The sequence below is a fragment of the Pseudomonas sp. AK-TSAG1-1 genome, assembly GCF_056821665.1.
The window spans coordinates 5131962-5153301 of sequence record NZ_CM165965.1; the positions used below are offsets into that span (position 1 = coordinate 5131962).

Consider the following 21340-nt stretch of genomic DNA (forward strand, 5'->3'; position numbering starts at 1 on the left):
CTGTTTGGTTCGTCTGTAACAACAAGAAACATCCCGCACCTCAAGACATTGAAGTGTCAGTTGACCCAAGGAGCTCCATCGCAAGTGCGTTACCCAGTCAGCTTCACCCCGCTGTTCATTGCAATTGCCGCAACGATTGCACCCGCCGCCCATGCCGACGAAGCCGCCAAGGAAGGCTTCGTCGAAGGTTCGAGCCTCAACCTCAACGCTCGCAACTACTACATGAATCGCAACCGTCTGCAGCAGACGGACGACAACATCGAATGGGGCCAGGGTTTTCTCGGGATCTTCCAGTCGGGTTACACCGAAGGCACGGTCGGCTTCGGCATCGACGCCCATGCCATGCTCGGGCTGAAGCTCGACGGCGGCGGCGGTACCGATGGCTCGAGCATCCTGCCGGTCAGCAACGGTAACGGCAAAGCGCCGGGCTCGTTCTCGACTGCAGGCGGCACCCTGAAAATGCGCGCGTTCGACACCGAACTGAAGGCCGGCGACCTGTTCCTCACCAACCCGGTGATTGCAGGCGGTGAAAGCCGCATGCTGCCGCAGACCTTCCGTGGCGTCAGCCTGACCAACCACAGCTTCGACGGCTGGATGTTCGAAGGCGGCCAGGCGAGTTTCACCAAGCCTTACAACCAGAGCGGGCGCCAGCGCATCGGCACGTCCTACGGCAAACTGGCCGATGGCGACGAAAGCCGTCACCTGAACTGGGCCGGGGTGTCCTGGAGCGGCGTCGAGGGGCTGACCAGCAACCTGTATGCCGCCGAGCTCAAGGACATCTGGAACCAGTACTACTACGACCTCGACTACACCTGGGCGCTGAACGATCTGGTCAGCCTCAACCCGGGCCTGCACTTCTATCACACGCAAGACACCGGCGACGCACTGCTGGGCAACATTGACAACAACACCTACAGCCTGCATTTCACCGTCGGCATCGGCAGTCACAGCGTCACTGCTGCGTACCAGCGCGTGAACGGCAACACGCCGTTCGACTACATCAGCCAGGGCGACAGCGTTTACCTCGACAACTCGCAGCAGTACTCGGACTTCAACGGCCCGAACGAGCGCTCGTGGAAGCTCAAATATGCCTATGACTTCGCCGGTGTGGGCGTTCCTGGGCTGACCTCCGCAGTGTCGTACTCGCGCGGCACCGTAGACCTGACCAAGGTCGATCCGGACAGCAAGGGCTACGCTTCGTGGTACAGCGCCGACGGCCGCAACGCCAAGCACTGGGAGCGCGACATCGACTTGAAATACGTGGTCCAGAGCGGCCAGGCGAAAGATCTCGCGGTACGCCTGCAGTGGGCGACCAACCGTGGCGGCAACGGTTACGGCGCGATTGATACGGACACCGATGAATACCGTGTAATTGTCGACTACCCGATCAACGTCTTCTAAGATCGGTGCTACTGCACCCGTCTTGAATTTTTTGATTTACCTGTGAGAGCGGGCTTGCTTGCGAAAGCGGTGTATCAGTCAACATTCCTGTTGAATGGCACACCGCTTTCGCAAGCAAGCCCGCTCCCACATTGGAATACCGTCACTGACTTCATGCAACTACGCTTATAAGACTCCCCAACCGACAGCCCCATCATGATCGCGAGCCGTACCCCACCTGTGGCGGGCAAGACCGGACGTCCCGAATTGCTGCTGATCTGCGGCAGTTCGCTGACCGTGATCGCGATTCTGTGCATCGTCACGTTTCTGCTGATCCGCGAGCACGCCAACGCTCAGGAATCAGCCACCCGCAGTGCCACCACCATCGCACAACTGATCGACGCTGACGTCCTGCGCACCGTCGAGCTGTACGACCTGACCCTGCAAGGCCTGATCGCCGCCGCGCAGCGCGATGACTTGCGCGACGTCACTCCGCAGATCCGCCACCTGGCGCTGTTCGACCGCTCGACCACCGCGCGCTTCAAAGGCGACATCCTGCTGCTCGACAAACATGGCGATGTGGTCGCCGACTCATCGCGGGTCGAGCCCAAGCCGGGCAACTTCGCCGACCGCGATTACTTTCTCGCCCACGCTTTCAACCGCGACACCGGCATGTTCATCAGCCGCCCGTTCAAGACCCGTTGCGACTGCGACGAAGCCAACCAGTGGCGCATCAGCTTCAGCCGGCGAATCTCCTCGGGCACCGGTGAGTTCGCCGGCGTGGCCGTGGCCTCGATGAAGCTCGACTACTTCGATCAGTTGTTCAACAGCCTCGACATCGGCAAAGACAGCACGCTGAACATCATCGACAGCGACGGCATCCTGCTGGCGCAGAAGCCGTATCTGCAAAGCGACTCCATCGGCAAGAGCTTCGGCAACCGGCCCAACGTGGTACGGATCCTGGCCGACAAGGATGGCAATGGCAGTTTCACCAGCACCTCAAGCATGGATCACCAGCAGCGCCTCTACACCTATTCGCGGGTCGGCAACTTGCCGCTGACGGTGATGGTCGCGCTGTCCAGCGATGAAGTGTTCGGCACCTGGCGCCGCACCGCGATGTTGATCAGTGGTGCCACCGGCGTGCTCTGTGCCGGTCTGCTGTGGCTGACCTGGCTGCTCGCCCGTGAGTTGCGTTTGCGCCAACGCGCCGAGCGCGAACTGGCGCAACTGGCCGCCACCGATGCGTTGACCGGGGTAGCCAACAGGCGAATGCTCGATCTGTCGCTGCGCCACGAATGGTTCCGCGCCCAGCGCTCGGGCCAGCCGCTGTCGGTGATGATGATCGACGCTGACCACTTCAAGGCCTTCAACGATCGCCATGGGCATCAGGCCGGCGATCAGGCACTGCGCGAGCTGGCCAAGGTGATCAGCGCGAACGTGCGACGTCCGGCGGATCTGGTCGCCCGCTATGGTGGCGAAGAGTTTTCGGTGATCCTCGCCGAAACCGACAGCACCGGCGCACGGCAGATTGCCGAACATATCCGCCAGGCAGTCGAGCAGATGCCGAGGGTCGAGGGAGCGGATGTGGCGATGACCGTCAGTATCGGCATCAGCACCTGGACGGCGGCGGTCGAGATGTCGCTGGAGCAACTGTTGTTTGCGGCGGACAAGGCTCTGTATCAGGCCAAGGAAGGTGGGCGCAATCGGGTGGTGGTGGCTGGCTGAAGTATTGCGGTGGTTGCAATGGCCTCTTCGCGAGCAAGCCCGCTCCCACATTTTGGAATGCGTTCCCCCTGTGGGAGCGGGCTTGCTCGCGAAGAGGCCAGAACAGACAACATCAAATTCAGGGCATAAAAAAAGGCCATCCGAGGATGGCCTTCAAAAAACTAGAGAGGTTTTTTACTTACACCGCCGCAACCGGGCGCATGTAAGAGATCGGTGCAGTGCTGGCGTCTTCGAACGTCACGACTTCCCACGCATCTGTCTGCTCAATCAACTTGCGCAGCAGCTGGTTGTTCAGTGCATGACCGGACTTGAAGCCTTTGAACTCACCAATCAGGCTGTTGCCCAGCAGGTACAGGTCGCCAATCGCATCAAGAATCTTGTGCTTCACGAATTCGTCTTCATAGCGAAGGCCGTCTTCGTTCAGTACGCCATCGGAATCCACCACGATCGCGTTTTCAACGCTGCCGCCGAGTGCGAGGTTGTGCTTGCGCAGGTACTCGATGTCACTCATGAAACCAAAGGTACGGGCGCGGCTGACTTCTTTTACGAACGAAGTGCTGGAAAAATCCACGCTTGCACTTTGGGTGCGGTCCCGGAAAACCGGGTGATCGAAGTCGATCTCGAAGCTCACCTTGAACCCTTCGAAAGGGACGAAAGTGGCGCGCTTGTCGCCGTCTTCCACTGTCACTTCACGCAGGATGCGGATGAATTTCTTGGCGGCGTCCTGCTCTTCCAGGCCTGCCGATTGAATCAGGAATACGAACGGTCCAGCGCTGCCATCCATGATCGGGACTTCGGACGCGGAGAGCTCGACGTAGGCGTTATCGATGCCCAGGCCAGCCATGGCCGAGAGCAAGTGCTCTACCGTGTCCACTTTGACGTCGCCGTTGATCAGCGTCGTCGACATAGTGGTTTCACCGACGTTTTCCGCGCGGGCAGGGATCTGCACCACAGGGTCGAGGTCAGCGCGACAAAACACAATGCCAGTGTCGACAGGCGCAGGCTTGAGGGTCAGGTAGACCTTCTCCCCGGAATGCAGGCCTACACCTGTGGCACGGATAATATTTTTCAGTGTGCGTTGTTTAATCATGGCTTGGGCCGCTTCAGCGCAAATTGCGAACTGGTATCAACAAAGGCTGGCGATAATAGCAGACCGAGCCTTTGCTGAACACCAATCACCGTCATAGCCCTGATACATTCCATCAATCGGCCTGACGACGCAGGAATGCCGGGATGTCCAGGTAGTCCAGATCGTCTTGCGGATTCATCTTCGCGGCAGTCGCAGCACCGGCCTGAGCCTGGTTGCGCATGACGGTCGGACGGTCCAGATCGCGATAGTTCACCGCCGGTGCTTCCTGACGCGCAGGGGCCGGTTGTTGAACCTGAGCAGCGGCCATGGAGGTGTGAACGGTGTTGTCGATGACCTTCACAGGCTTCTCGATTTTCGCGCCCAGACCGGTGGCAACCACAGTCACGTGCAACTCATCGCGCATGTCCGGATCGATAACGGTACCGACCTTGACCATCGCGTGCTCGGAAGCGAAGGCTTCGATGATCGAACCCACGTCGGAGTACTCACCCAGAGACAGGTCAGGACCGGCAGTGATGTTCACCAGGATGCCGCGTGCACCTTGCAGGTTCACGTCTTCCAGCAGCGGGTTGCGGATCGCCGCTTCAGTGGCTTCACGTGCACGGTTCGGACCGCTGGCGCAGCCAGTGCCCATCATCGCCATGCCCATTTCGCTCATCACGGTACGCACGTCGGCGAAGTCGACGTTGATCATGCCCGGACGCTTGATGATGTCGGAGATACCGCGCACGGCACCGGCCAGTACATCGTCCGCCTTGGCGAAAGCCGACAGCAGGCTTGCGTCTTTACCGAGGATGGTCAGCAGCTTCTCGTTAGGAATGGTGATCAACGAGTCGACGCTTTCGGAGAGCATGCGGATGCCTTCGTCGGCAATCTGCATACGCTTGCGGCCTTCGAACGGGAACGGACGGGTCACGACCGCAACGGTCAGGATGCCCATTTCCTTGGCCACTTCGGCAATGATCGGCGCAGCACCGGTACCGGTACCACCGCCCATGCCAGTGGTGATGAACACCATGTTGGTGCCGGCCAGCACTTCAGCGATGCGCTCGCGATCTTCCAGCGCAGCCTGACGGCCGACTTCCGGGTTGGCGCCAGCGCCCAGGCCCTTGGTCACACCGGTGCCCAGTTGCAGGATGGTGCGCGCGCCGATGTTTTTCAGCGCTTGAGCATCAGTGTTGGCGCAGATGAACTCAACGCCTTCGATGTTGCTCTTGACCATGTGGTTGACAGCGTTGCCGCCGCCACCGCCAACACCGATAACTTTGATTACCGGGCTTGCGGGGATGTTGTCTACGAGTTCGAACATTTTCCCTCTCCTTACATTCTCTAGTTTTTTCGCCTACTGCATTTTTGTCGCGGTGCATCTACTGCTACTGCTTGCCGCTTGAAGCTTGACGCTTCCAGCTGCTGTTAAAAGTTGCCTTGAACCCACTTCTTCAATCGGTCCAGCAACGGCGCCTGCGGCTCATCGTTGCTGTAGCTGTCGCGGCTGCCGATGCCCGAGAACGAAATCCCGTCGGACTGCTTCTGCAGGCCGTACATCAACAAGCCAACGCCAGTGGAGTAAATCGGGTTGCGCACCACGTCATCCAGGCCCTTCACGCCATGCGGCACGCCCAGACGGACCGGCATGTGGAAGATTTCCTCGGCAAGCTCAGTGGCGCCTTCCATCTTCGACGTACCGCCGGTCAGGACAATGCCCGCCGGGATCAGGTCTTCGTAGCCGCTGCGACGCAATTCGGCCTGGATCAGGGTGAACAGTTCGTCGTAGCGCGGCTCGACCACTTCGGCCAGGGCCTGACGCGACAGCTCGCGCGGTGGACGGTCGCCGACGCTTGGCACCTTGATGGTTTCACCGGCACCGGCCAGTTTGGCCAGGGCGCAGGCGTAGCGAATCTTGATCTCTTCGGCGTACTGGGTCGGGGTGCGCAACGCCATGGCGATGTCGTTGGTCACCTGGTCGCCGGCAATCGGGATCACCGCGGTGTGACGGATCGCGCCTTCGGTGAAAATCGCGATGTCGGTGGTACCGCCGCCGATGTCGACCAGGCACACGCCCAGCTCTTTTTCGTCGTCGGTCAGCACCGAGTAGGCCGACGCCAGTTGCTCGAGGATGATGTCGTCGATTTCCAGACCGCAGCGGCGCACGCATTTTTCAATGTTCTGTGCGGCGTTGACGGCGCAGGTGACCACGTGAACCTTGGCTTCCAGACGTACGCCGGACATGCCCAGAGGCTCGCGCACGCCTTCCTGGTTATCGATCACGTAATCCTGCGGCAGGGTGTGCAGCACGCGCTGGTCAGCCGGAATCGCCACGGCCTGGGCGGCGTCGAGTACACGCTCAAGGTCAGCCGAGCTGACTTCACGATCACGAATCGCCACGATGCCGTGGGAGTTCAGGCTGCGAATGTGATTGCCCGCCACGCCGACGAACGCCGAGTGAATGCGGCAGCCCGCCATCAGCTGGGCTTCTTCGATCGCGCGCTGGATCGATTGCACGGTGGACTCGATGTTCACCACCACGCCCTTCTTCAGGCCGCGGGAGGGGTGAGTACCGATACCGACGATTTCCAGCGTGCCGTCGTCCGCGACCTCGCCTACCAGCGCCACCACCTTGGAGGTGCCGATATCCAGACCGACGATCATTTTGCCGCTTTGCACGTTTGCCATGGGTCCTGCCTCTTCTTAATTCTTTGCGACAGCGGGTTTGTCTGTCGTCGGCGCTACAGGTTCCCGCCAGCCAACAGCGAGGCCGTTGGCGTAGCGCAGATCGATGCGCGCAATGTTCGTAATCTGGTCTTTAAGCGTCTTGTCATAGATGGCAATGAAGCGGCGCATCTTTTCCACCAGGTTGCCGCGTCCCAGCAGCAACTCGATGCCGGGGCCGGAACTGCCGGCACCGGTGGTCAGGAACCAGCTACCGCGTTCACGCAATTCCAGGCGTGCAATCGAGAAGCCCAGCGGCCTGAGCATCTGGCTCAGCACCTGGTATTGCTGCATCACTTGCTGCTGGGCCCGTTGTGGGCCGAACAGCTGAGGCAGGTGTTCGTAGTTCGCCAGTTCCTTTGGCGTAAACGCCTGCCCCTGGTTGTTCAGCAGCGACTCGTCACCCCAGCGGGCCACGGGCAGTTGCTCTTCGAGGCGGATCACCACCTGGTCCGGCCACACCCGACGTACTTCGGCGTGGGCGATCCATGGCATCTGCTCAAGCTCGGTGCGCATACCGGCCAGGTCGATGGTGAAGAAGCTCGACGCCACGTACGGGGCGATCCGCTGCTGCACCGCTTGCTGGCTGATGTAGCTCAGGTCGCCCTGCACCGCGATCTTGGTGATCGGGCGGTCGGCGTAAGGCAACAAACGCTGCGCGCCTTCGTACGTACCAAAACCCAGCACCACCAGCAGCACCGGCCAGAACAGACTTTTCAGAAAGCCGAAATTGGCTTTCGGCAGGCGCACGGACATCGGCTCTTTGGCCACCATTCGGCTGGCACCCCGCGGCACCGGCTTGCGGCCGGGTGCGGGGGGCTGATGTCTGAGCTGAGCGCCTTGCATGGTCTTAACCTCGCGCCTCTTTTTTGCCGTCGGCATCGACACTGGCGGCCAGAATGGCCAGGACCAGTTGCTGGAAATCCAGACCGGCCGCTTTCGCCGCCATCGGTACCAGGCTGTGATCGGTCATGCCGGGAGCTGTGTTGACTTCCAGGAACCAGAATTTGCCATCGGCGTCCTGCATCACGTCCGCCCGGCCCCACCCACCAATACCCAGTGCCTCGCAGGCTTGCGCCGTGAGGTCCATGAGTTCTTTTTCCTTGGCGGCATCCAGCCCGCACGGAATCCGATACTGGGTATCGTTGGCGATGTACTTGGCGTCGTAGTCGTAGAACGTGTGCGGCGTGCCCAGGGCGATAGGAGGCAACACCTGGTCACGCAGGGTGGCGATGGTGAACTCCGGACCGTGGATCCATTGCTCGACCAAGACTTGCGAATCGTAGGTACTGGCCGCTTTCCATGCGTCGATCAACTCGGACGCAGAACTCACTTTGGCCATCCCGATACTTGAACCTTCATGCGCCGGTTTGACGATCAAAGGGAAGCCCAGTTCCGTCGCTGCCGAAATACAATCGGCCTCGCTGCACAGTACGGCGTGACGCGGCGTCGGAATCCCGAGGCTGTGCCAGACCTGCTTGGTGCGCAGTTTGTCCATCGCCAGTGCCGAGGCGAGAATGCCGCTGCCGGTGTACGGAATACCGGCACATTCGAGCAGGCCCTGCATGGAGCCGTCTTCACCGCCACGACCGTGGAGAATGATGAACGCGCGGTCGATCTTTTCATTCAGCAGACGCTGCAGAAAATCTTCGCCGACGTCGATCCCGAACGCGTCCACGCCGGCGCTTTGCAGCGCGTCGAGCACCGCGTTACCGGATTTCAGCGAAACCTCACGTTCGGCACTCATGCCACCGAACAGCACGGCGACACGGCCGAAGTCTTTCGGCGCGATGGTGGAGAACAGGTTGGCGTAGGCAGCAGTCATTTCAACTTCCCCTCGACCGACGCCGCAACGGCGCCAGCGAACAATTCACTTTTCAACAGCTTCGGCGCGAGACCGCCGATATCACCGGCGCCCTGGCACAGCAGGATGTCGCCTGCACGCAGCAGTGGCTTGACCAGCGGCGCGAGGTCGACACCACGCTCGATGTAGATCGGGTCGAGCTGACCGCGCTGACGGATGCTGTTGCACAGCTTGCGGCTGTCCGCGCCCGGGATCGGCTCTTCGCCGGCCGGATAGACTTCCATCAGCAGCAGCACGTTGGCGTCGGCCAGTACATTCACGAAATCGTCGTACAGGTCACGGGTGCGGCTGTAACGGTGCGGCTGGTAGACCATCACCAGACGGCGCTCCGGCCAGCCACCGCGTACGGCTTTGATCACCGCGGCGACTTCGGTCGGGTGGTGACCGTAGTCATCGACCAGCATCACGTTGCCGCCGTCCACCGGCAGTTCGCCGTAGACCTGGAAGCGTCGGCCAACACCCTGGAACCCGGACAGGCCCTGGACAATGGCTTCATCGCTGACGCCTTCATCGCTGGCGATGCAGATGGTCGCCAGCGAGTTGAGCACGTTGTGATTGCCTGGCATGTTTACCGAAACATCCAGCGGCTCGCGATCCGGGCGCAGCACGGTGAAGAAGGTCTGCATGCCTTGCTGGCGTACATTGATTGCACGCACGTCAGCGTCTTCGCTGAAGCCGTAGGTCACGGTCGGACGCTTGACCAGCGGCAGGATTTCACGCACCACCGGGTCGTCCAGGCACATCACCGCCAAACCGTAGAACGGCAGGTTATGCAGGAACTCGACGAAGGTTTTCTTCAGTTTGTTGAAGTCACCGTCGTAGGTCGCCATGTGGTCGGCGTCGATGTTGGTCACCACCGCCACCAGCGGTTGCAGGTGCAGGAAACTGGCATCGCTTTCGTCGGCTTCGGCAATCAGGTAGCGGCTGGTGCCGAGCTGGGCATTGGTGCCCGCAGCGTTCAGACGGCCACCGATGACGAAGGTCGGATCCAGGCCACCGGCAGCGAACACCGAAGCGATCAGGCTGGTGGTGGTGGTTTTGCCGTGGGTACCGGCAACGGCGATGCCGTGGCGATAGCGCATCAGCTCAGCGAGCATTTCGGCACGCGGCACCACCGGAATGCGGCGCTCCAGTGCGGTCGCCACTTCCGGGTTGGAGGTGTTGACGGCGCTCGAAACCACCAGCACATCGGCGGTCGCGGCATTCTCGGCACGGTGGCCGATATAGATGTGCGCACCGAACGACTCCAGACGCTCGGTCACCGGCGACGCTTTCAGGTCGGAACCGGACACTTCATAGCCCAGGTTCAACAACACTTCAGCGATGCCGCACATGCCCACGCCGCCGATGCCGACGAAGTGGATGCGACGGATGCGGCGCATTTCCGGCTGTGGCATGGCTTTCTGATTCTCAACCATGGGCCACCTCCAGACAGGTATCGACCACGCTACGGGTGGCATCGGGTTTGGCCAGACGGCGGGCCGCTTGGGCCATTTCTTCGAGTCGTTGCGGTTGCATCAAGACCTCTGTCAGGCGCGCGGCAAGGTCCGCGGCACCAGTCGTTCTTTGCGGCATCACGAAGGCAGCGCCTTCACGGGCCAAATAATCGGCGTTGCGGGTCTGGTGATCGTCGATCGCGTGGGGCAAAGGCACCAGCATCGAGGGCAGACCGACGGCAGCCAGCTCACTGATGGTCAGCGCGCCAGCGCGGCACACCACCAGGTCAGCCCAGCCATAGGCATGGGCCATGTCTTTGATGAACGGCTGCACCTGCGCATCCACGCCGGCGGCGCGATAGCGCTCTGCAGTCACTTCATCGTGGTTTTTGCCGGCCTGATGAAACACTTCCGGGCGCAAATCGGCAGCGACTTGCGCCAGGGCCTCAGGCAGCAACTTGTTCAACGGTTCTGCGCCCAGGCTTCCGCCAAGGATCAGCAAACGCGCTTTGCGACCGGCCAGGGCTGGTCGCGATGTTTCGAGGAACAGCTCGCTGCGCACCGGGTTTCCGGTGGTACGGCGGGTGTCCGACAGAGTAAAGGTGTCGGGGAACGCTTCACACACCCGGGCGGCGAACGGCACCAGCAACCGATTGGCGGTGCCGGCCACAGCGTTCTGCTCGTGAACGATCACCGGCACACCGGCCAGTTTGGCGGCGATCCCGCCAGGGCCGGTCACATAACCACCGAAGCCGACCACGCAGACTGGACGCAGCTTGCGAATCACCGCCCGCGCCTGCCACACCGACTTGAGCAACATGAACGGTGCCTTGAGCAGCGACAGCTTGCCCTTGCCACGTAACCCCGTGGCATTGATGCGGTGCAGTTCAAGGCCTGCGGCCGGTACCAGATCGTTTTCAATCCCGCGTGGCGTGCCGAGCCAGTGCACGGTGTAGCCGCGCGCCTGAAATTCGCGGGCACAGGACAGCGCCGGGAACACGTGGCCGCCGGTGCCGCCGGCCATGATCAATACGTTAGCGCCCATGGTTCGGCTCCTCGGCGAAGTCGCTCTCATGGAACTCCATCTCTTCACTGCCCAGGTGGGTTCGACTCTCCCACTCGATCCTCAGCAACAAGCCGAGGCAGGCGCAGCAGATCACCAGGGAACTGCCGCCATAACTGAGGAACGGCAGGGTCAGGCCCTTGGTCGGCAGCAGGCCGACGTTCACCCCGATGTTGATCAGGAACTGACCGATCCACAGGAACGACAGACCGTACGCTACATAAGCGGCGAAGAACTGCTTGGCCTTCTCGGCCCACAGCCCGATGTACATGCCACGGATACACACGAAGACGAACAGCGCGACGGTGCACAGCGAACCGACAGCGCCCAGCTCTTCGGCCAGCACCGAGAACACGAAGTCGGTGTGCGCTTCAGGCAGGTAGAACTGTTTCTGCACGCTGTTGCCCAGGCCAACGCCCAGCCACTCACCGCGACCGAAGGCGATCAACGCCTGCGACAACTGATAGCCGGCGCCGAACTGGTCGGCCCACGGGTCGGCGAAGTTGGTCAGACGCGCCATCCGGTATGGCTGCATCTGAATCAGCAAGACCACGGCCCCGACCGCCAACACCACCATCAGCGAGAAGCGGAACAACCCGACCCCGCCAAGGAACAGCATCGCCGCTGCGGCCCCCATCATCACGACGGTGGCACCGAAGTCCGGTTCCATCAGCAACAGGCCCGCCATCGGCAGCAGCACGATGAACGGCTTGAAGAAGCCCATCCAGCTCTCGCGCACTTCCTTCTGGCGACGCACCAGGTAACCGGCGAGGTAGATCACCACGAACACCTTGGCGATTTCCGACGGCTGCACGTTGAAGAAGCTGAAACCGATCCAGCGCATCGAACCGTTCACTTCACGACCGATCCCGGGGACGATCACCATGACCAGCAGACCGAATGCGCCGATCAGCATCATCCAGCCCAGACGCTGCCAGGTGGCGATCGGAATCATCATGGTGATGATGCAGGCACCCAGGCCCAGCCCCACGTAGATCAGGTGGCGAATCATGTAGTACAGCGCGCTGCCCGATTGCGCCGCCGCCACTTCGGTGGACGCCGAGGCAATCATGATCAGACCCAGGCCCAGCAGTGCCAGGCAGCCGGCGAGCATCGGGAAGTCGAGGTCGATGCCACGGCCGGTGATGATCGGCGACGGGTACGGCTTGATGATATTGCGCAGGCTCATGCCAGATCCTCCACGGCGCGGACGAACTGGTGACCACGGTCTTCGTAATTCTTGAACATGTCGAAACTGGCGCAGGCCGGCGACAGCAGCACCACGTCACCCGGTTGAGCGATCGCGCGGCATTGCTCGACGGCGTCGACCAGCGATGTGGCGCGAATCAGCGGCACGGCGTCGCCGATGGCTTCGCCGATCTTGTCGGAGTCGCGGCCCATCAGGACCACGGCGCGGCAGTTGGCCGCCACCGGAGCACGCAAATCGTTGAACTCGGCGCCCTTGCCGTCGCCACCGGCGATCAGCACGACCTTGCCGTCGATGTCCGCCCCCAGGCCTTCGATAGCCGCGAGCGCTGCACCGACGTTGGTGGCCTTGGAATCGTTGTAGTAGCCGACGCCGTCCAGATCACGCAGCCACTGGCAACGATGTTCGAGACCGGTGAAGTTGCGCAGTGCCTCAAGCATGGCGTCGAACGGCAGGCCGACCGCATGACCGAGCGCCAGTGCCGCCAGGGCATTGGACTGGTTATGCGCGCCGCGAACTTTCAGTTCGCGCACCGGCATCAGGTTCTGGAATTCGAAGGCCAGGTATTTCTCGCCATTCTCTTCACGCAGACCGAACGCCTTGAAATCGGGTTTGTTCAGGCCGAAGGTCCAGCATGGCTGACCTTCGCCGATCAACGGACGGCTGAGCGCGTCCTGACGATTGACCACGAACTGCTTCGCCCCACGGAAGATCCGGTGCTTGGCCAGGTGGTAGGCCGGCAGGCCGCTGTAGCGGTCCATGTGGTCTTCGCTGATGTTCAGCACGGTGGCCACTTCGGCGTTGAGCTGGTCGGTGGTTTCCAGCTGGAAGCTCGACAGCTCCATCACGTACAGCTCGATATCGTCGCTCAGCAAGTCCAGCGCCGGTGTGCCGAGGTTACCGCCCACCGCAGCGCGTTTGCCGGCCGCGGCCGCCATCTCGCCGACCAGGGTGGTGACGGTGCTTTTCGCGTTGGAGCCGGTGATGGCCACGATCGGCGCCTGCGCGTTACGCGCGAACAGCTCGATGTCGCCGGACATTTTCACGCCACGGGCGGCAGCGGCTTGCAGGGCCGGGGTCGCCAGCGCCAGGCCGGGGCTCACGTAGAGCTCGTCGGCACGACACAGGAATTCGACGTCCAGCTCGCCACAACGCACTTCCACGTGCGGATAGTCACGCGTGAGCGTGGCCAGTTCCGGTGGATTGTCCCGCGTATCGGCGACGGCAAACGACACGCCCCGGTTCGCCAGGAAGCGAACCAGGGACATGCCGCTCTTGCCGAGGCCGACAACGATGCGGAAGTGGTCAGAAGCGATCAGAGACACTCGTTCTACCTCAGCTTCAGGGTGGCAAGGCCGATCAGCACGAGAATCACGGTGATGATCCAGAAACGGACGATCACGCGCGGCTCGGGCCAGCCCTTGAGTTCAAAGTGGTGGTGAATCGGTGCCATGCGGAACACACGGCGCCCGGTCAACTTGAAGGAAGCAACCTGGATAACCACGGACAGGGTTTCCATCACGAACACACCGCCCATGATGAACAGGACGATTTCCTGACGGACGATCACCGCGATGGTGCCCAGTGCCGCGCCCAGCGCCAGTGCGCCGACGTCGCCCATGAACACTTGCGCCGGGTAAGTGTTGAACCACAGGAAGCCCAGGCCGGCGCCGATCAGCGCGCCGCAGAACACGATCAGTTCGCCTGCGCCCGGCACGTAAGGGATCAGCAGGTATTCAGCGAATTTCACGTTACCCGACAGATAGCAGAAGATGCCCAGACCGCCGCCGACCATGACCGTCGGCATGATCGCCAGACCGTCGAGGCCGTCGGTCAGGTTGACCGCGTTGCTCGAACCGACGATGACAAAGTAGGTCAGCACGATGAAGCCGGCGCCCAGCGGAATGCTGTAGTCCTTGAGCATTGGCAGGATCAGCGTGGTTTCGACCGGCGTGGTCGCGGTCATATAAAGGAAGATCGCTGCGCCCAGGCCGAACACCGACTGCCAGAAATACTTCCAGCGGCTTGGCAAGCCACGGGAGTTCTTCTCGATGACCTTGCGGTAATCGTCGACCCAGCCGATGGCACCGAACAGCAGGGTCACCAGCAGCACGACCCACACGTAGCGGTTGCTCAGGTCAGCCCACAGCAGGGTGCTGACACCGATGGAGGACAGAATCAGTGCGCCGCCCATGGTCGGTGTACCCGACTTGGACAGGTGCGATTGCGGGCCGTCATTACGAACGGACTGGCCGATCTGACGGTTCTGCAGAGTGCGGATCATCCACGGGCCATAGCACAGCGACAAAACCAGCGCGGTCAGCACACCGAGGATCCCGCGCAGGGTCAGGTACTGGAAGACCGCGAAGCCTTTGTAGAACTGTTGCAGATACTCCGCTAGCAGCAGCAGCATTAATGTTTCTCCAGACTGGACCCGCACAGAGCCGCAACGATGTTTTCCATCGCTGCACTGCGCGAACCCTTGATCAAAATGGTGGTGTTTGTGTCCTGCTCGGCGTCGAGGGCCTGGATCAGCTCGGCTTGCGTGCCGAAGTGATGCGCCTCTTTGCCGAATGCGTTTACGGCGTGAACCATGTTTGGCCCAACCGCGTAAAGCGCGGAAACCTTGCCCCGGGCGTACTCGCCCACGTCGCGGTGCCCCTGCTCCGCCCAGTCGCCCAACTCGCCGATATCTCCGAGCACCAGGACGGTGCGGCCGGAAAAGCCGGCGAGTATATCAACGGCCGCGCACATGGAGGTGGGGTTTGCGTTGTAAGTGTCATCGATCACGCGCATGCCGTTCTTCGCCAGTTGCGCGACAGTGCGCCCCTTGACCGGTTGCACGGCGCCCAGCCCGGTGGCAATGCCGAACAACGACACGCCCAAGGCGTGAGCGGCAGCGGCGGCAGCCATGGCGTTGGCGACGTTGTGAGTGCCAAGCAGGTTCAATTGAACGTGCTCGATACCCTCAGGTGAATGCATATTGAAGCTCGGGCAACCACGGACGTCGGTGCTCAGCTCGCTGGCGTAGAAGTCTGCCTGAGGGTTGCTCAGAGAGAAGGTCAGTACCTTGCGAGCACCGGCGCGGGTCTTCCAGATACCGAAGGCCTTGTCGTCGAGGTTGAGCACGGCCACGCCATCCGCCGCCAGACCGTCGATGATCTCGCCTTTGGCTTCGACGATTTTCTCCGGGCCGCCGAACTCACCGACGTGTGCGGTGCCGGCATTGTTCAGAATCGCCACATGCGGCTTGGTCAGCCCGACGGTGTAGGCGATTTCACCCAGGCGCGAGGCGCCCAGTTCGATCACGGCCGCCGTATGCTCCGGGGCCAGTTCGAGCAGGGTCAGCGGTGCGCCCAGATCGTTGTTCAGGTTGCCGCGAGTGGCGAGCACGGCACCACGAGTGCGCAGGATGCTGGCGAGCATCTCCTTGACCGTGGTCTTGCCGCTGGAGCCGGTGATGGCGGCGACCGGCTGAGCGAACGCAGCACGGTTCAGCGCACCCAACTGGCCGAGGGCCTGACGGGTGTCCTTGACCAGCAGTTGCGGCAAGGTGCTGTCGGGCACTTCGCGCTCGACCAGTGCAGCAACGGCGCCTTTGGCGGCAACGTCGTTGAGGTAGTCATGACCGTCGAAACGCGGACCGGTCAGAGCAATAAACAGTTGACCTGGCTTGATCGCACGGCTGTCGATGCTGACACCGTCGAAACTGGCATCGCTGCTGATCAGGCGTGCGTCGAGCACGTTGGTCAGCTCGCTCAATTTCAGGGCCTTAAGCATGGGCCACCTCCCATGCAGTAAGGGCATGATCGGCTTCGACCAGATCGGAGAAAGCGTGGCGCTCGCCGTTGATTTCCTGATAGTCCTCGTGACCTTTGCCGGCCAGGACAATCACGTCATCCGCCGAAGCAGCGGCGATCAGTTGGGCAATCGCCTTTCCACGGCCGGCAACGAAAGTGACTTTATCCACAGCGGTGAAGCCTGCGCGGATGTCATCAAAAATCACCGCAGGGTCTTCGGTGCGCGGATTGTCGTCGGTGACCAGCACGCGGTCAGCCAGACGCTCGACCACTTCGGCCATCAGCGGACGCTTGCCGCGATCGCGATCACCGCCGCAACCGAACAGGCACAGCAACTGGCCTTTGACGTGTGGGCGCAGCGCGGTCAAAACCTTTTCCAAGGCATCCGGAGTGTGAGCGTAATCGACCACCACCAGCGGCTGAGTACCGCCACCCAGACGCTGCATGCGTCCGGCCGGGCCTTCGAGTTTCGGCAGCACCTTGAGAATTTCATCGAGGGCGTAGTCCAAGCCGAGCAAGGCGCCAACGGCTGCCAGCACGTTGCTCAAATTGAAACGCCCCAGCAGCGTGCTGCGCAGATGGTGCTCGCCCTGCGGCGTCACCAGCGTGGCGCGCACGCCGTGGTCATCGAACTGCGCTTCACGGCAATACAGATAGGCGCTGCTGTCGAGCAGGCTATAGCTGATCAAACGCGACTCACGTTTTTCAGCGGCCAGTTGCCGGCCGAAATCGTCGTCGAGGTTGACCACACGGCACTTCAAATCATTCCAGGCGAACAGCTTGGCCTTGGCCTCGGCGTACGCCTCCATGGTGCCGTGATAATCCAGGTGATCGCGGGACAGGTTGGTCATCACCGCCACGTCGAACGCCAACGCGGTGACCCGGCCCTGATCCAGACCGTGGGACGAGACTTCCATGGCCACGGCTTTGGCCCCGGCCTTTTTCAGGTCGGCCAGTGTCGCTTGCATGGCAATCGGGTTCGGCGTGGTGTGCAGGCCGCTTTCCAGCGCGCCATAGAAGCCGGAGCCCAGAGTACCGACGATGCCGCAATGTTGCCCAAGCAGATCAAGTGCCTGCGCGACCAGTTGGGTCACGCTGGTTTTGCCGTTGGTGCCCGTGACGCCAACCAGATTCACGTGACGACTCGGCTCGCCATAAAAACGCCCGGCGATATCGGACAGCTGTGCAGCCAGGCCTTTGACCGGAATCAACGGCACTTCGGTGATTGGCAGCACGGTGGCGCCTTCCACTTCATAAGCAACCGCCGCCGCGCCGCGCTGCAAGGCATCGGCGATGTGCGCACGGCCATCGAACTTGCCGCCCGGCACGGCGAGGAACAAATCACCCGCACGTACGTTGCGACTGTCCAGCGCCAACTCGCGGATCAACAGATCGTGGCCGGCATGAGGAAATATCTTGTTCAGACTCAGAGACATCAGCCGCGCCCTCCATTGGCTTTCAGCGGAACGGCCGGGGTAGCGTTGGCCTGTTGGGTGGTCGGCAGGTTGTCCGGCGTCACGTTCATCAGACGCAGGGTGCCGGACATCACACGGCTGAATACCGGCGCCGATACCAGACCACCGAAGTAACCGGCCTTGGACGGTTCATCGATCACCACAACGATGGCGTAACGCGGATCGCTCATCGGGCCGAAACCGGCGAACAGCGAGCGGTAGGAGTTTTCGGCGTAGCCCTTGGTACCCACCGAGGTCTTGCGTGCAGTACCGGACTTGCCGGCCACGTGATACGCCGGCACCTGCGCACGGAACACACCGCGCGGCGCTTCGATCACTTGGGTGAGCATGCCCTGCATGGTTTTTGCGACGGCTTCCGGCAACACCTGAGTGGTCTGCGGCGGCTTGTCGGTTTTGATCAGGGTCAGCGGCGCGAGACGACCGTTGTTTGCCAGCGCCGAGAACGCGTGCACCAGTTGAATCGCGGTCACGGAAATACCGTAGCCGTACGACAGCGTCGCGGTTTCAGCCTTGCGCCAGTCGCGATAGTTCGGCAGGTTGCCGACGCGCTCGCCCGGGAAGCCGAGGCCGGTATCCTGACCAAGGCCGACTTTCTGCGCGAGACGGTAAATGGTTTCACCGCCGATATCGAACGCGACCTTACTCATGCCGACGTTACTGGAATTGATCAGAATGCCGGTCATGTCCAGCACCGGACCTTCGGTCTTCGAAACGTCCTTGATCGTGTATTTACCGATCTGCAGGGAGCCCGGGTACACCTCGACGGTGTCGGTCGGTTTCCAGCGGCCGGACTCGATGGCCGCGCTCATCGAGATCGCTTTCATGGTCGAACCCGGTTCGAACACGTCGATCATCGCGCGGTTACGCATCATCGCCGGTTGCAGGTTGCGACGGTTGTTCGGGTTGTAAGTCGGCTGGTTGACCATGGCGAGAATCTCGCCGGTCTTCACGTCCATGATCACCAGGCTGCCGGCCTTGGCGCCGTTCTCGATGATCGCGTTGCGCAGTTCGCGGTTGGCCAGGTATTGCAGGCGCAAGTCAATCGACAACGCCAAGGGCTTGCCGGCCTTGGCGTTCTTGGTGACCTGGACATCCTTGATCAGCCGACCGCGCCGATCCTTGATGACCTGCCGTTTGCCCGGCACCCCGGCCAGCCACTCGTCGTAGGCCAGTTCGACGCCTTCGCGCCCGTGATCGTCGATGTCGGTAAAGCCAACCATGTGCGCGGTGACTTCACCGGCCGGATAGAAGCGGCGGAATTCTTCGATGCCGTAGACACCCGGCACTTTCAGGTCGAGCACGGCCTGACCCTGCTCGGGAGTCAGCCCGCGCACCAGATAAATGAATTCTTTGTTGGCCTGGGCTTCGAGGCGTTCGGCCAGGGCTTTCGGGTCCTGCCCCAAGGCAGCGGCAAGCGCCGGCCACTTTTCCTTGGCCAGTTGCATTTCCTTGGCGTTGGCCCACAGCGTGGTCACCGGCGTACTCACGGCCAAGGGTTCGCCGTTACGGTCGGTGATCAGGCCACGGTGTGCCGGAATCGGAATATGACGAACACTGCGCGCGTCACCCTGCCCCTTGAGGAAGTCACGATCGATCACTTGCAGGTCAATGATGCGCCAGCAGATCGCGGCCACCATGACGCCGAGCAAGCCGACGACCAGACGGAAGCGCCACGGGAAGAGTGCCCCTTCGAGTTTCATCATGGCGCCACCATCTTCACGTCAGCCGCGCCAGGAATGTGCATTTTCAGTTGTTCGGTGGCCAGTACTTCGATACGGCTGTGCGCGGTCCAGGTACTTTGTTCGAGAATCAGGCGCCCCCACTCGGCCTGCGCCTTGTCGCGCACGCTGAGTTCGTTGTAAAGGGTGTTGAGCAACTGCCGGTTCCAGTGCGCGCTGTAAGACACGCCGATGGCCGACACGAGCACGCCGATAAACAGCAGCAGCATGAAAAAGCTGCCGCCCGGCAGGGGCTTGGCGAAAAGCTTGCTCACCGCAACTTCTCCGCGACACGCATGACAGCGCTACGGGAACGTGGGTTGGCTTTGAGTTCGGCGTCGGAGGCCGTCTGCGCTTTGCCATGGATTTTGATTTTCGGTTCGAACGCGACATGGCGAACCGGCAGGTTGCGCGGCAGGTTGTCGGCTTCGCCTTTCACCAGCTTGCGCATGAACAGTTTGACGATGCGGTCTTCCAGCGAGTGGAAGCTGATGACGACCAGGCGGCCGCCCACTTCCAGCGCATCCAGCGCGGCTTCGAGGCCGGTTTCCAGATCGCCCAGTTCGTTGTTGACGTGAATGCGCAACCCCTGGAACGCACGGGTAGCCGGGTTCTTGCCCTTCTCCCACGCCGGGTTGGCGACTTTCAACACTTCGGCCAGATCGGCGGTGCGTTCGAACGGCTTGATGTCGCGGCGCTCGGCCACGGCACGGGCCATGCGACCGGAGAAACGTTCTTCGCCGTATTCCTTGAACACCCGGGCGATTTCTTCCACCGGCGCAGTGTTGACGAATTCGGCGGCGCTGATGCCACGGGACGGGTCCATGCGCATGTCCAGCGGGCCGTCGTTGAGGAAGCTGAAGCCACGTTCGGCGTCGTCAAGCTGCGGTGAAGACACGCCGAGGTCGAGCAGGATACCGCTGACCTTGCCGGCCAGACCGCGCTCGGCGACTTCCGACCCCAGCTCGGCAAAGCTGCGCTGCACAACGACAAAGCGGCCGTCTTCGGCCGCTAGCGTTTGCCCGGTGGCAATCGCTTGTGGATCTTTGTCGAACCCGATGAGTCGACCGTCCGTCCCCAGTCGACTGAGGATCAAGCGGCTGTGTCCGCCGCGACCGAACGTACCGTCCAGATAGCAGCCATCAGGACGTACGGCGAGAGCCTCGACGGCTTCGTCAAGCAGTACGGTGATGTGGTTAAAGCCGCTATCAATAGTCACAGGATCAAATCACGCAGTTCGTCAGGCATGGCGCCCGGTTGTTGAATAGCAGCAAGGTCAGCGGCAGATACCGCGTTCCATGCATCCTCGTCCCACAGTTGGAACTTGTTCAGTTGGCCTACCAGCATCGCGCGCTTATCAAGCTTGGCGTATTCGCGCAGACGCGGTGGAACCAGAAAACGACCACTGCCATCGAGTTCGAGGTCGACGGCATTACCAATCAATAACCGTTGCAGGCGACGGTTCTCTTCGCGAAGCGAAGGGAGTGCGCGCAACTTGGTTTCAATAATTTCCCACTCGTCGAGCGGGTAGACACACAGGCACGGATCAACGGCATCAATGGTCACGATCAACTGGCCGGAACTACGCGAAACGAGCTCGTCACGGTACCGGCTCGGCATGGCGAGACGGCCCTTTGCATCGAGACTGATAGCGTTAGCTCCGCGAAACACGTCAGCGTTTCTCCAATTTTTATCGTTTTGAGCTCAAAAAACCCACTTCATGCCACTTTCCGCCACTTGCGCACACTATAGGAATGCGCCCACCACACCGTCAAGGCGCGGATTAAAGGAAAACCCTTACAGAACGGAGATTTAGGAGCTTAAAAGGAGGGGTAACGAGAATCTGACGGATACTTTCGACCAATAACCTGAT

The 21340-nt window shown here is 61.4% G+C and carries 18 protein-coding genes; 2 read left to right on the top strand and 16 right to left on the bottom strand.

From position 1 onward, the window contains the following. Positions 1-84: 84 nt before the first annotated feature. Both AC1UK9_RS23140 and AC1UK9_RS23145 read left to right on the top strand, forming a co-directional pair. Positions 85-1401 carry an OprD family porin gene (locus AC1UK9_RS23140; protein WP_482578579.1) on the top strand — a complete coding sequence of 439 codons (1317 nt, stop codon included), beginning with the start codon at positions 85-87 and terminating at the stop codon, positions 1399-1401. A gap of 195 nt (positions 1402-1596) precedes the next feature. After that, positions 1597-3105, top strand: coding sequence for a sensor domain-containing diguanylate cyclase (locus AC1UK9_RS23145; protein WP_482578580.1), 1509 nt, complete (start codon positions 1597-1599; stop codon positions 3103-3105). Between the two features lie 178 nt (positions 3106-3283). Here AC1UK9_RS23145 and lpxC read toward each other — a convergent pair whose 3' ends face one another. The 16 genes from lpxC to mraZ form a co-directional block, all read right to left on the bottom strand. Beyond that, positions 3284-4195: a UDP-3-O-acyl-N-acetylglucosamine deacetylase gene (gene lpxC / locus AC1UK9_RS23150; RefSeq protein ID WP_007961638.1), complete on the bottom strand. Its 912-nt coding sequence runs from the start codon at positions 4193-4195 to the stop codon at positions 3284-3286. Positions 4196-4307: 112 nt separating this feature from the next. Then, entirely contained in the window at positions 4308-5504 is a 1197-nt protein-coding gene (ftsZ, locus tag AC1UK9_RS23155) for a cell division protein FtsZ (RefSeq protein ID WP_025109282.1), read from the bottom strand. Between the two features lie 104 nt (positions 5505-5608). Continuing rightward, entirely contained in the window at positions 5609-6868 is a 1260-nt protein-coding gene (ftsA, locus tag AC1UK9_RS23160; protein WP_003228014.1) for a cell division protein FtsA, read from the bottom strand. Positions 6869-6883: 15 nt separating this feature from the next. Beyond that, positions 6884-7750, bottom strand: a complete 867-nt coding sequence (locus AC1UK9_RS23165) for a cell division protein FtsQ/DivIB (RefSeq protein WP_025109283.1) — start codon at positions 7748-7750, stop codon at positions 6884-6886. A gap of 4 nt (positions 7751-7754) precedes the next feature. Then, positions 7755-8729, bottom strand: coding sequence for a D-alanine--D-alanine ligase (locus tag AC1UK9_RS23170; RefSeq protein WP_025109284.1), 975 nt, complete (start codon positions 8727-8729; stop codon positions 7755-7757). Beyond that, positions 8726-10186: a UDP-N-acetylmuramate--L-alanine ligase gene (gene murC, locus AC1UK9_RS23175; RefSeq protein WP_025109285.1), complete on the bottom strand. Its 1461-nt coding sequence runs from the start codon at positions 10184-10186 to the stop codon at positions 8726-8728. Before murC ends, AC1UK9_RS23170 begins: the two co-directional genes overlap by 4 nt. Then, entirely contained in the window at positions 10179-11249 is a 1071-nt protein-coding gene (murG, locus tag AC1UK9_RS23180) for an undecaprenyldiphospho-muramoylpentapeptide beta-N-acetylglucosaminyltransferase (RefSeq protein ID WP_025109286.1), read from the bottom strand. The genes murC and murG overlap by 8 nt, the downstream gene beginning before the upstream one ends. Next, positions 11239-12456: a putative lipid II flippase FtsW gene (ftsW, locus tag AC1UK9_RS23185; RefSeq protein ID WP_025109287.1), complete on the bottom strand. Its 1218-nt coding sequence runs from the start codon at positions 12454-12456 to the stop codon at positions 11239-11241. Before ftsW ends, murG begins: the two co-directional genes overlap by 11 nt. Further along, the gene (gene murD, locus AC1UK9_RS23190; RefSeq protein ID WP_482578581.1) at positions 12453-13799 is read right to left on the bottom strand and encodes a UDP-N-acetylmuramoyl-L-alanine--D-glutamate ligase; all 1347 of its coding nucleotides are present in this window, start codon (positions 13797-13799) and stop codon (positions 12453-12455) included. The genes ftsW and murD overlap by 4 nt, the downstream gene beginning before the upstream one ends. 5 nt (positions 13800-13804) lie before the next feature. Continuing rightward, positions 13805-14887, bottom strand: coding sequence for a phospho-N-acetylmuramoyl-pentapeptide-transferase (gene mraY / locus AC1UK9_RS23195; protein ID WP_025109289.1), 1083 nt, complete (start codon positions 14885-14887; stop codon positions 13805-13807). After that, positions 14887-16254: a UDP-N-acetylmuramoyl-tripeptide--D-alanyl-D-alanine ligase gene (locus tag AC1UK9_RS23200; protein WP_482578582.1), complete on the bottom strand. Its 1368-nt coding sequence runs from the start codon at positions 16252-16254 to the stop codon at positions 14887-14889. The genes mraY and AC1UK9_RS23200 overlap by 1 nt, the downstream gene beginning before the upstream one ends. Continuing rightward, positions 16247-17710, bottom strand: a complete 1464-nt coding sequence (locus tag AC1UK9_RS23205; RefSeq protein ID WP_482578584.1) for a UDP-N-acetylmuramoyl-L-alanyl-D-glutamate--2,6-diaminopimelate ligase — start codon at positions 17708-17710, stop codon at positions 16247-16249. The genes AC1UK9_RS23200 and AC1UK9_RS23205 overlap by 8 nt, the downstream gene beginning before the upstream one ends. Further along, positions 17710-19449, bottom strand: coding sequence for a peptidoglycan D,D-transpeptidase FtsI family protein (locus AC1UK9_RS23210; protein WP_177327312.1), 1740 nt, complete (start codon positions 19447-19449; stop codon positions 17710-17712). The genes AC1UK9_RS23205 and AC1UK9_RS23210 overlap by 1 nt, the downstream gene beginning before the upstream one ends. Further along, the gene (ftsL, locus tag AC1UK9_RS23215) at positions 19449-19742 is read right to left on the bottom strand and encodes a cell division protein FtsL (RefSeq protein WP_007956777.1); all 294 of its coding nucleotides are present in this window, start codon (positions 19740-19742) and stop codon (positions 19449-19451) included. The genes AC1UK9_RS23210 and ftsL overlap by 1 nt, the downstream gene beginning before the upstream one ends. Further along, positions 19739-20686, bottom strand: a complete 948-nt coding sequence (gene rsmH / locus AC1UK9_RS23220) for a 16S rRNA (cytosine(1402)-N(4))-methyltransferase RsmH (RefSeq protein WP_473013546.1) — start codon at positions 20684-20686, stop codon at positions 19739-19741. Before rsmH ends, ftsL begins: the two co-directional genes overlap by 4 nt. Continuing rightward, positions 20683-21138, bottom strand: a complete 456-nt coding sequence (gene mraZ, locus AC1UK9_RS23225) for a division/cell wall cluster transcriptional repressor MraZ (RefSeq protein ID WP_003205355.1) — start codon at positions 21136-21138, stop codon at positions 20683-20685. Before mraZ ends, rsmH begins: the two co-directional genes overlap by 4 nt. Positions 21139-21340 lie beyond the last annotated feature (202 nt).

Excerpts from the sequence above, each read along its gene's own strand:
- AC1UK9_RS23145 (WP_482578580.1), top strand. The coding sequence starts at position 1,597 with ATGATCGCGAGCCGTACCCCACCTGTGGCGGGCAAGACCGGACGTCCC.
- lpxC (WP_007961638.1), bottom strand. The coding sequence starts at position 4,195 with ATGATTAAACAACGCACACTGAAAAATATTATCCGTGCCACAGGTGTA.
- ftsZ (WP_025109282.1), bottom strand. The coding sequence starts at position 5,504 with ATGTTCGAACTCGTAGACAACATCCCCGCAAGCCCGGTAATCAAAGTT.
- ftsA (WP_003228014.1), bottom strand. The coding sequence starts at position 6,868 with ATGGCAAACGTGCAAAGCGGCAAAATGATCGTCGGTCTGGATATCGGC.
- AC1UK9_RS23165 (WP_025109283.1), bottom strand. The coding sequence starts at position 7,750 with ATGCAAGGCGCTCAGCTCAGACATCAGCCCCCCGCACCCGGCCGCAAG.
- AC1UK9_RS23170 (WP_025109284.1), bottom strand. The coding sequence starts at position 8,729 with ATGACTGCTGCCTACGCCAACCTGTTCTCCACCATCGCGCCGAAAGAC.
- murC (WP_025109285.1), bottom strand. The coding sequence starts at position 10,186 with ATGGTTGAGAATCAGAAAGCCATGCCACAGCCGGAAATGCGCCGCATC.
- murG (WP_025109286.1), bottom strand. The coding sequence starts at position 11,249 with ATGGGCGCTAACGTATTGATCATGGCCGGCGGCACCGGCGGCCACGTG.
- ftsW (WP_025109287.1), bottom strand. The coding sequence starts at position 12,456 with ATGAGCCTGCGCAATATCATCAAGCCGTACCCGTCGCCGATCATCACC.
- mraY (WP_025109289.1), bottom strand. The coding sequence starts at position 14,887 with ATGCTGCTGCTGCTAGCGGAGTATCTGCAACAGTTCTACAAAGGCTTC.
- AC1UK9_RS23200 (WP_482578582.1), bottom strand. The coding sequence starts at position 16,254 with ATGCTTAAGGCCCTGAAATTGAGCGAGCTGACCAACGTGCTCGACGCA.
- AC1UK9_RS23205 (WP_482578584.1), bottom strand. The coding sequence starts at position 17,710 with ATGTCTCTGAGTCTGAACAAGATATTTCCTCATGCCGGCCACGATCTG.
- AC1UK9_RS23210 (WP_177327312.1), bottom strand. The coding sequence starts at position 19,449 with ATGAAACTCGAAGGGGCACTCTTCCCGTGGCGCTTCCGTCTGGTCGTC.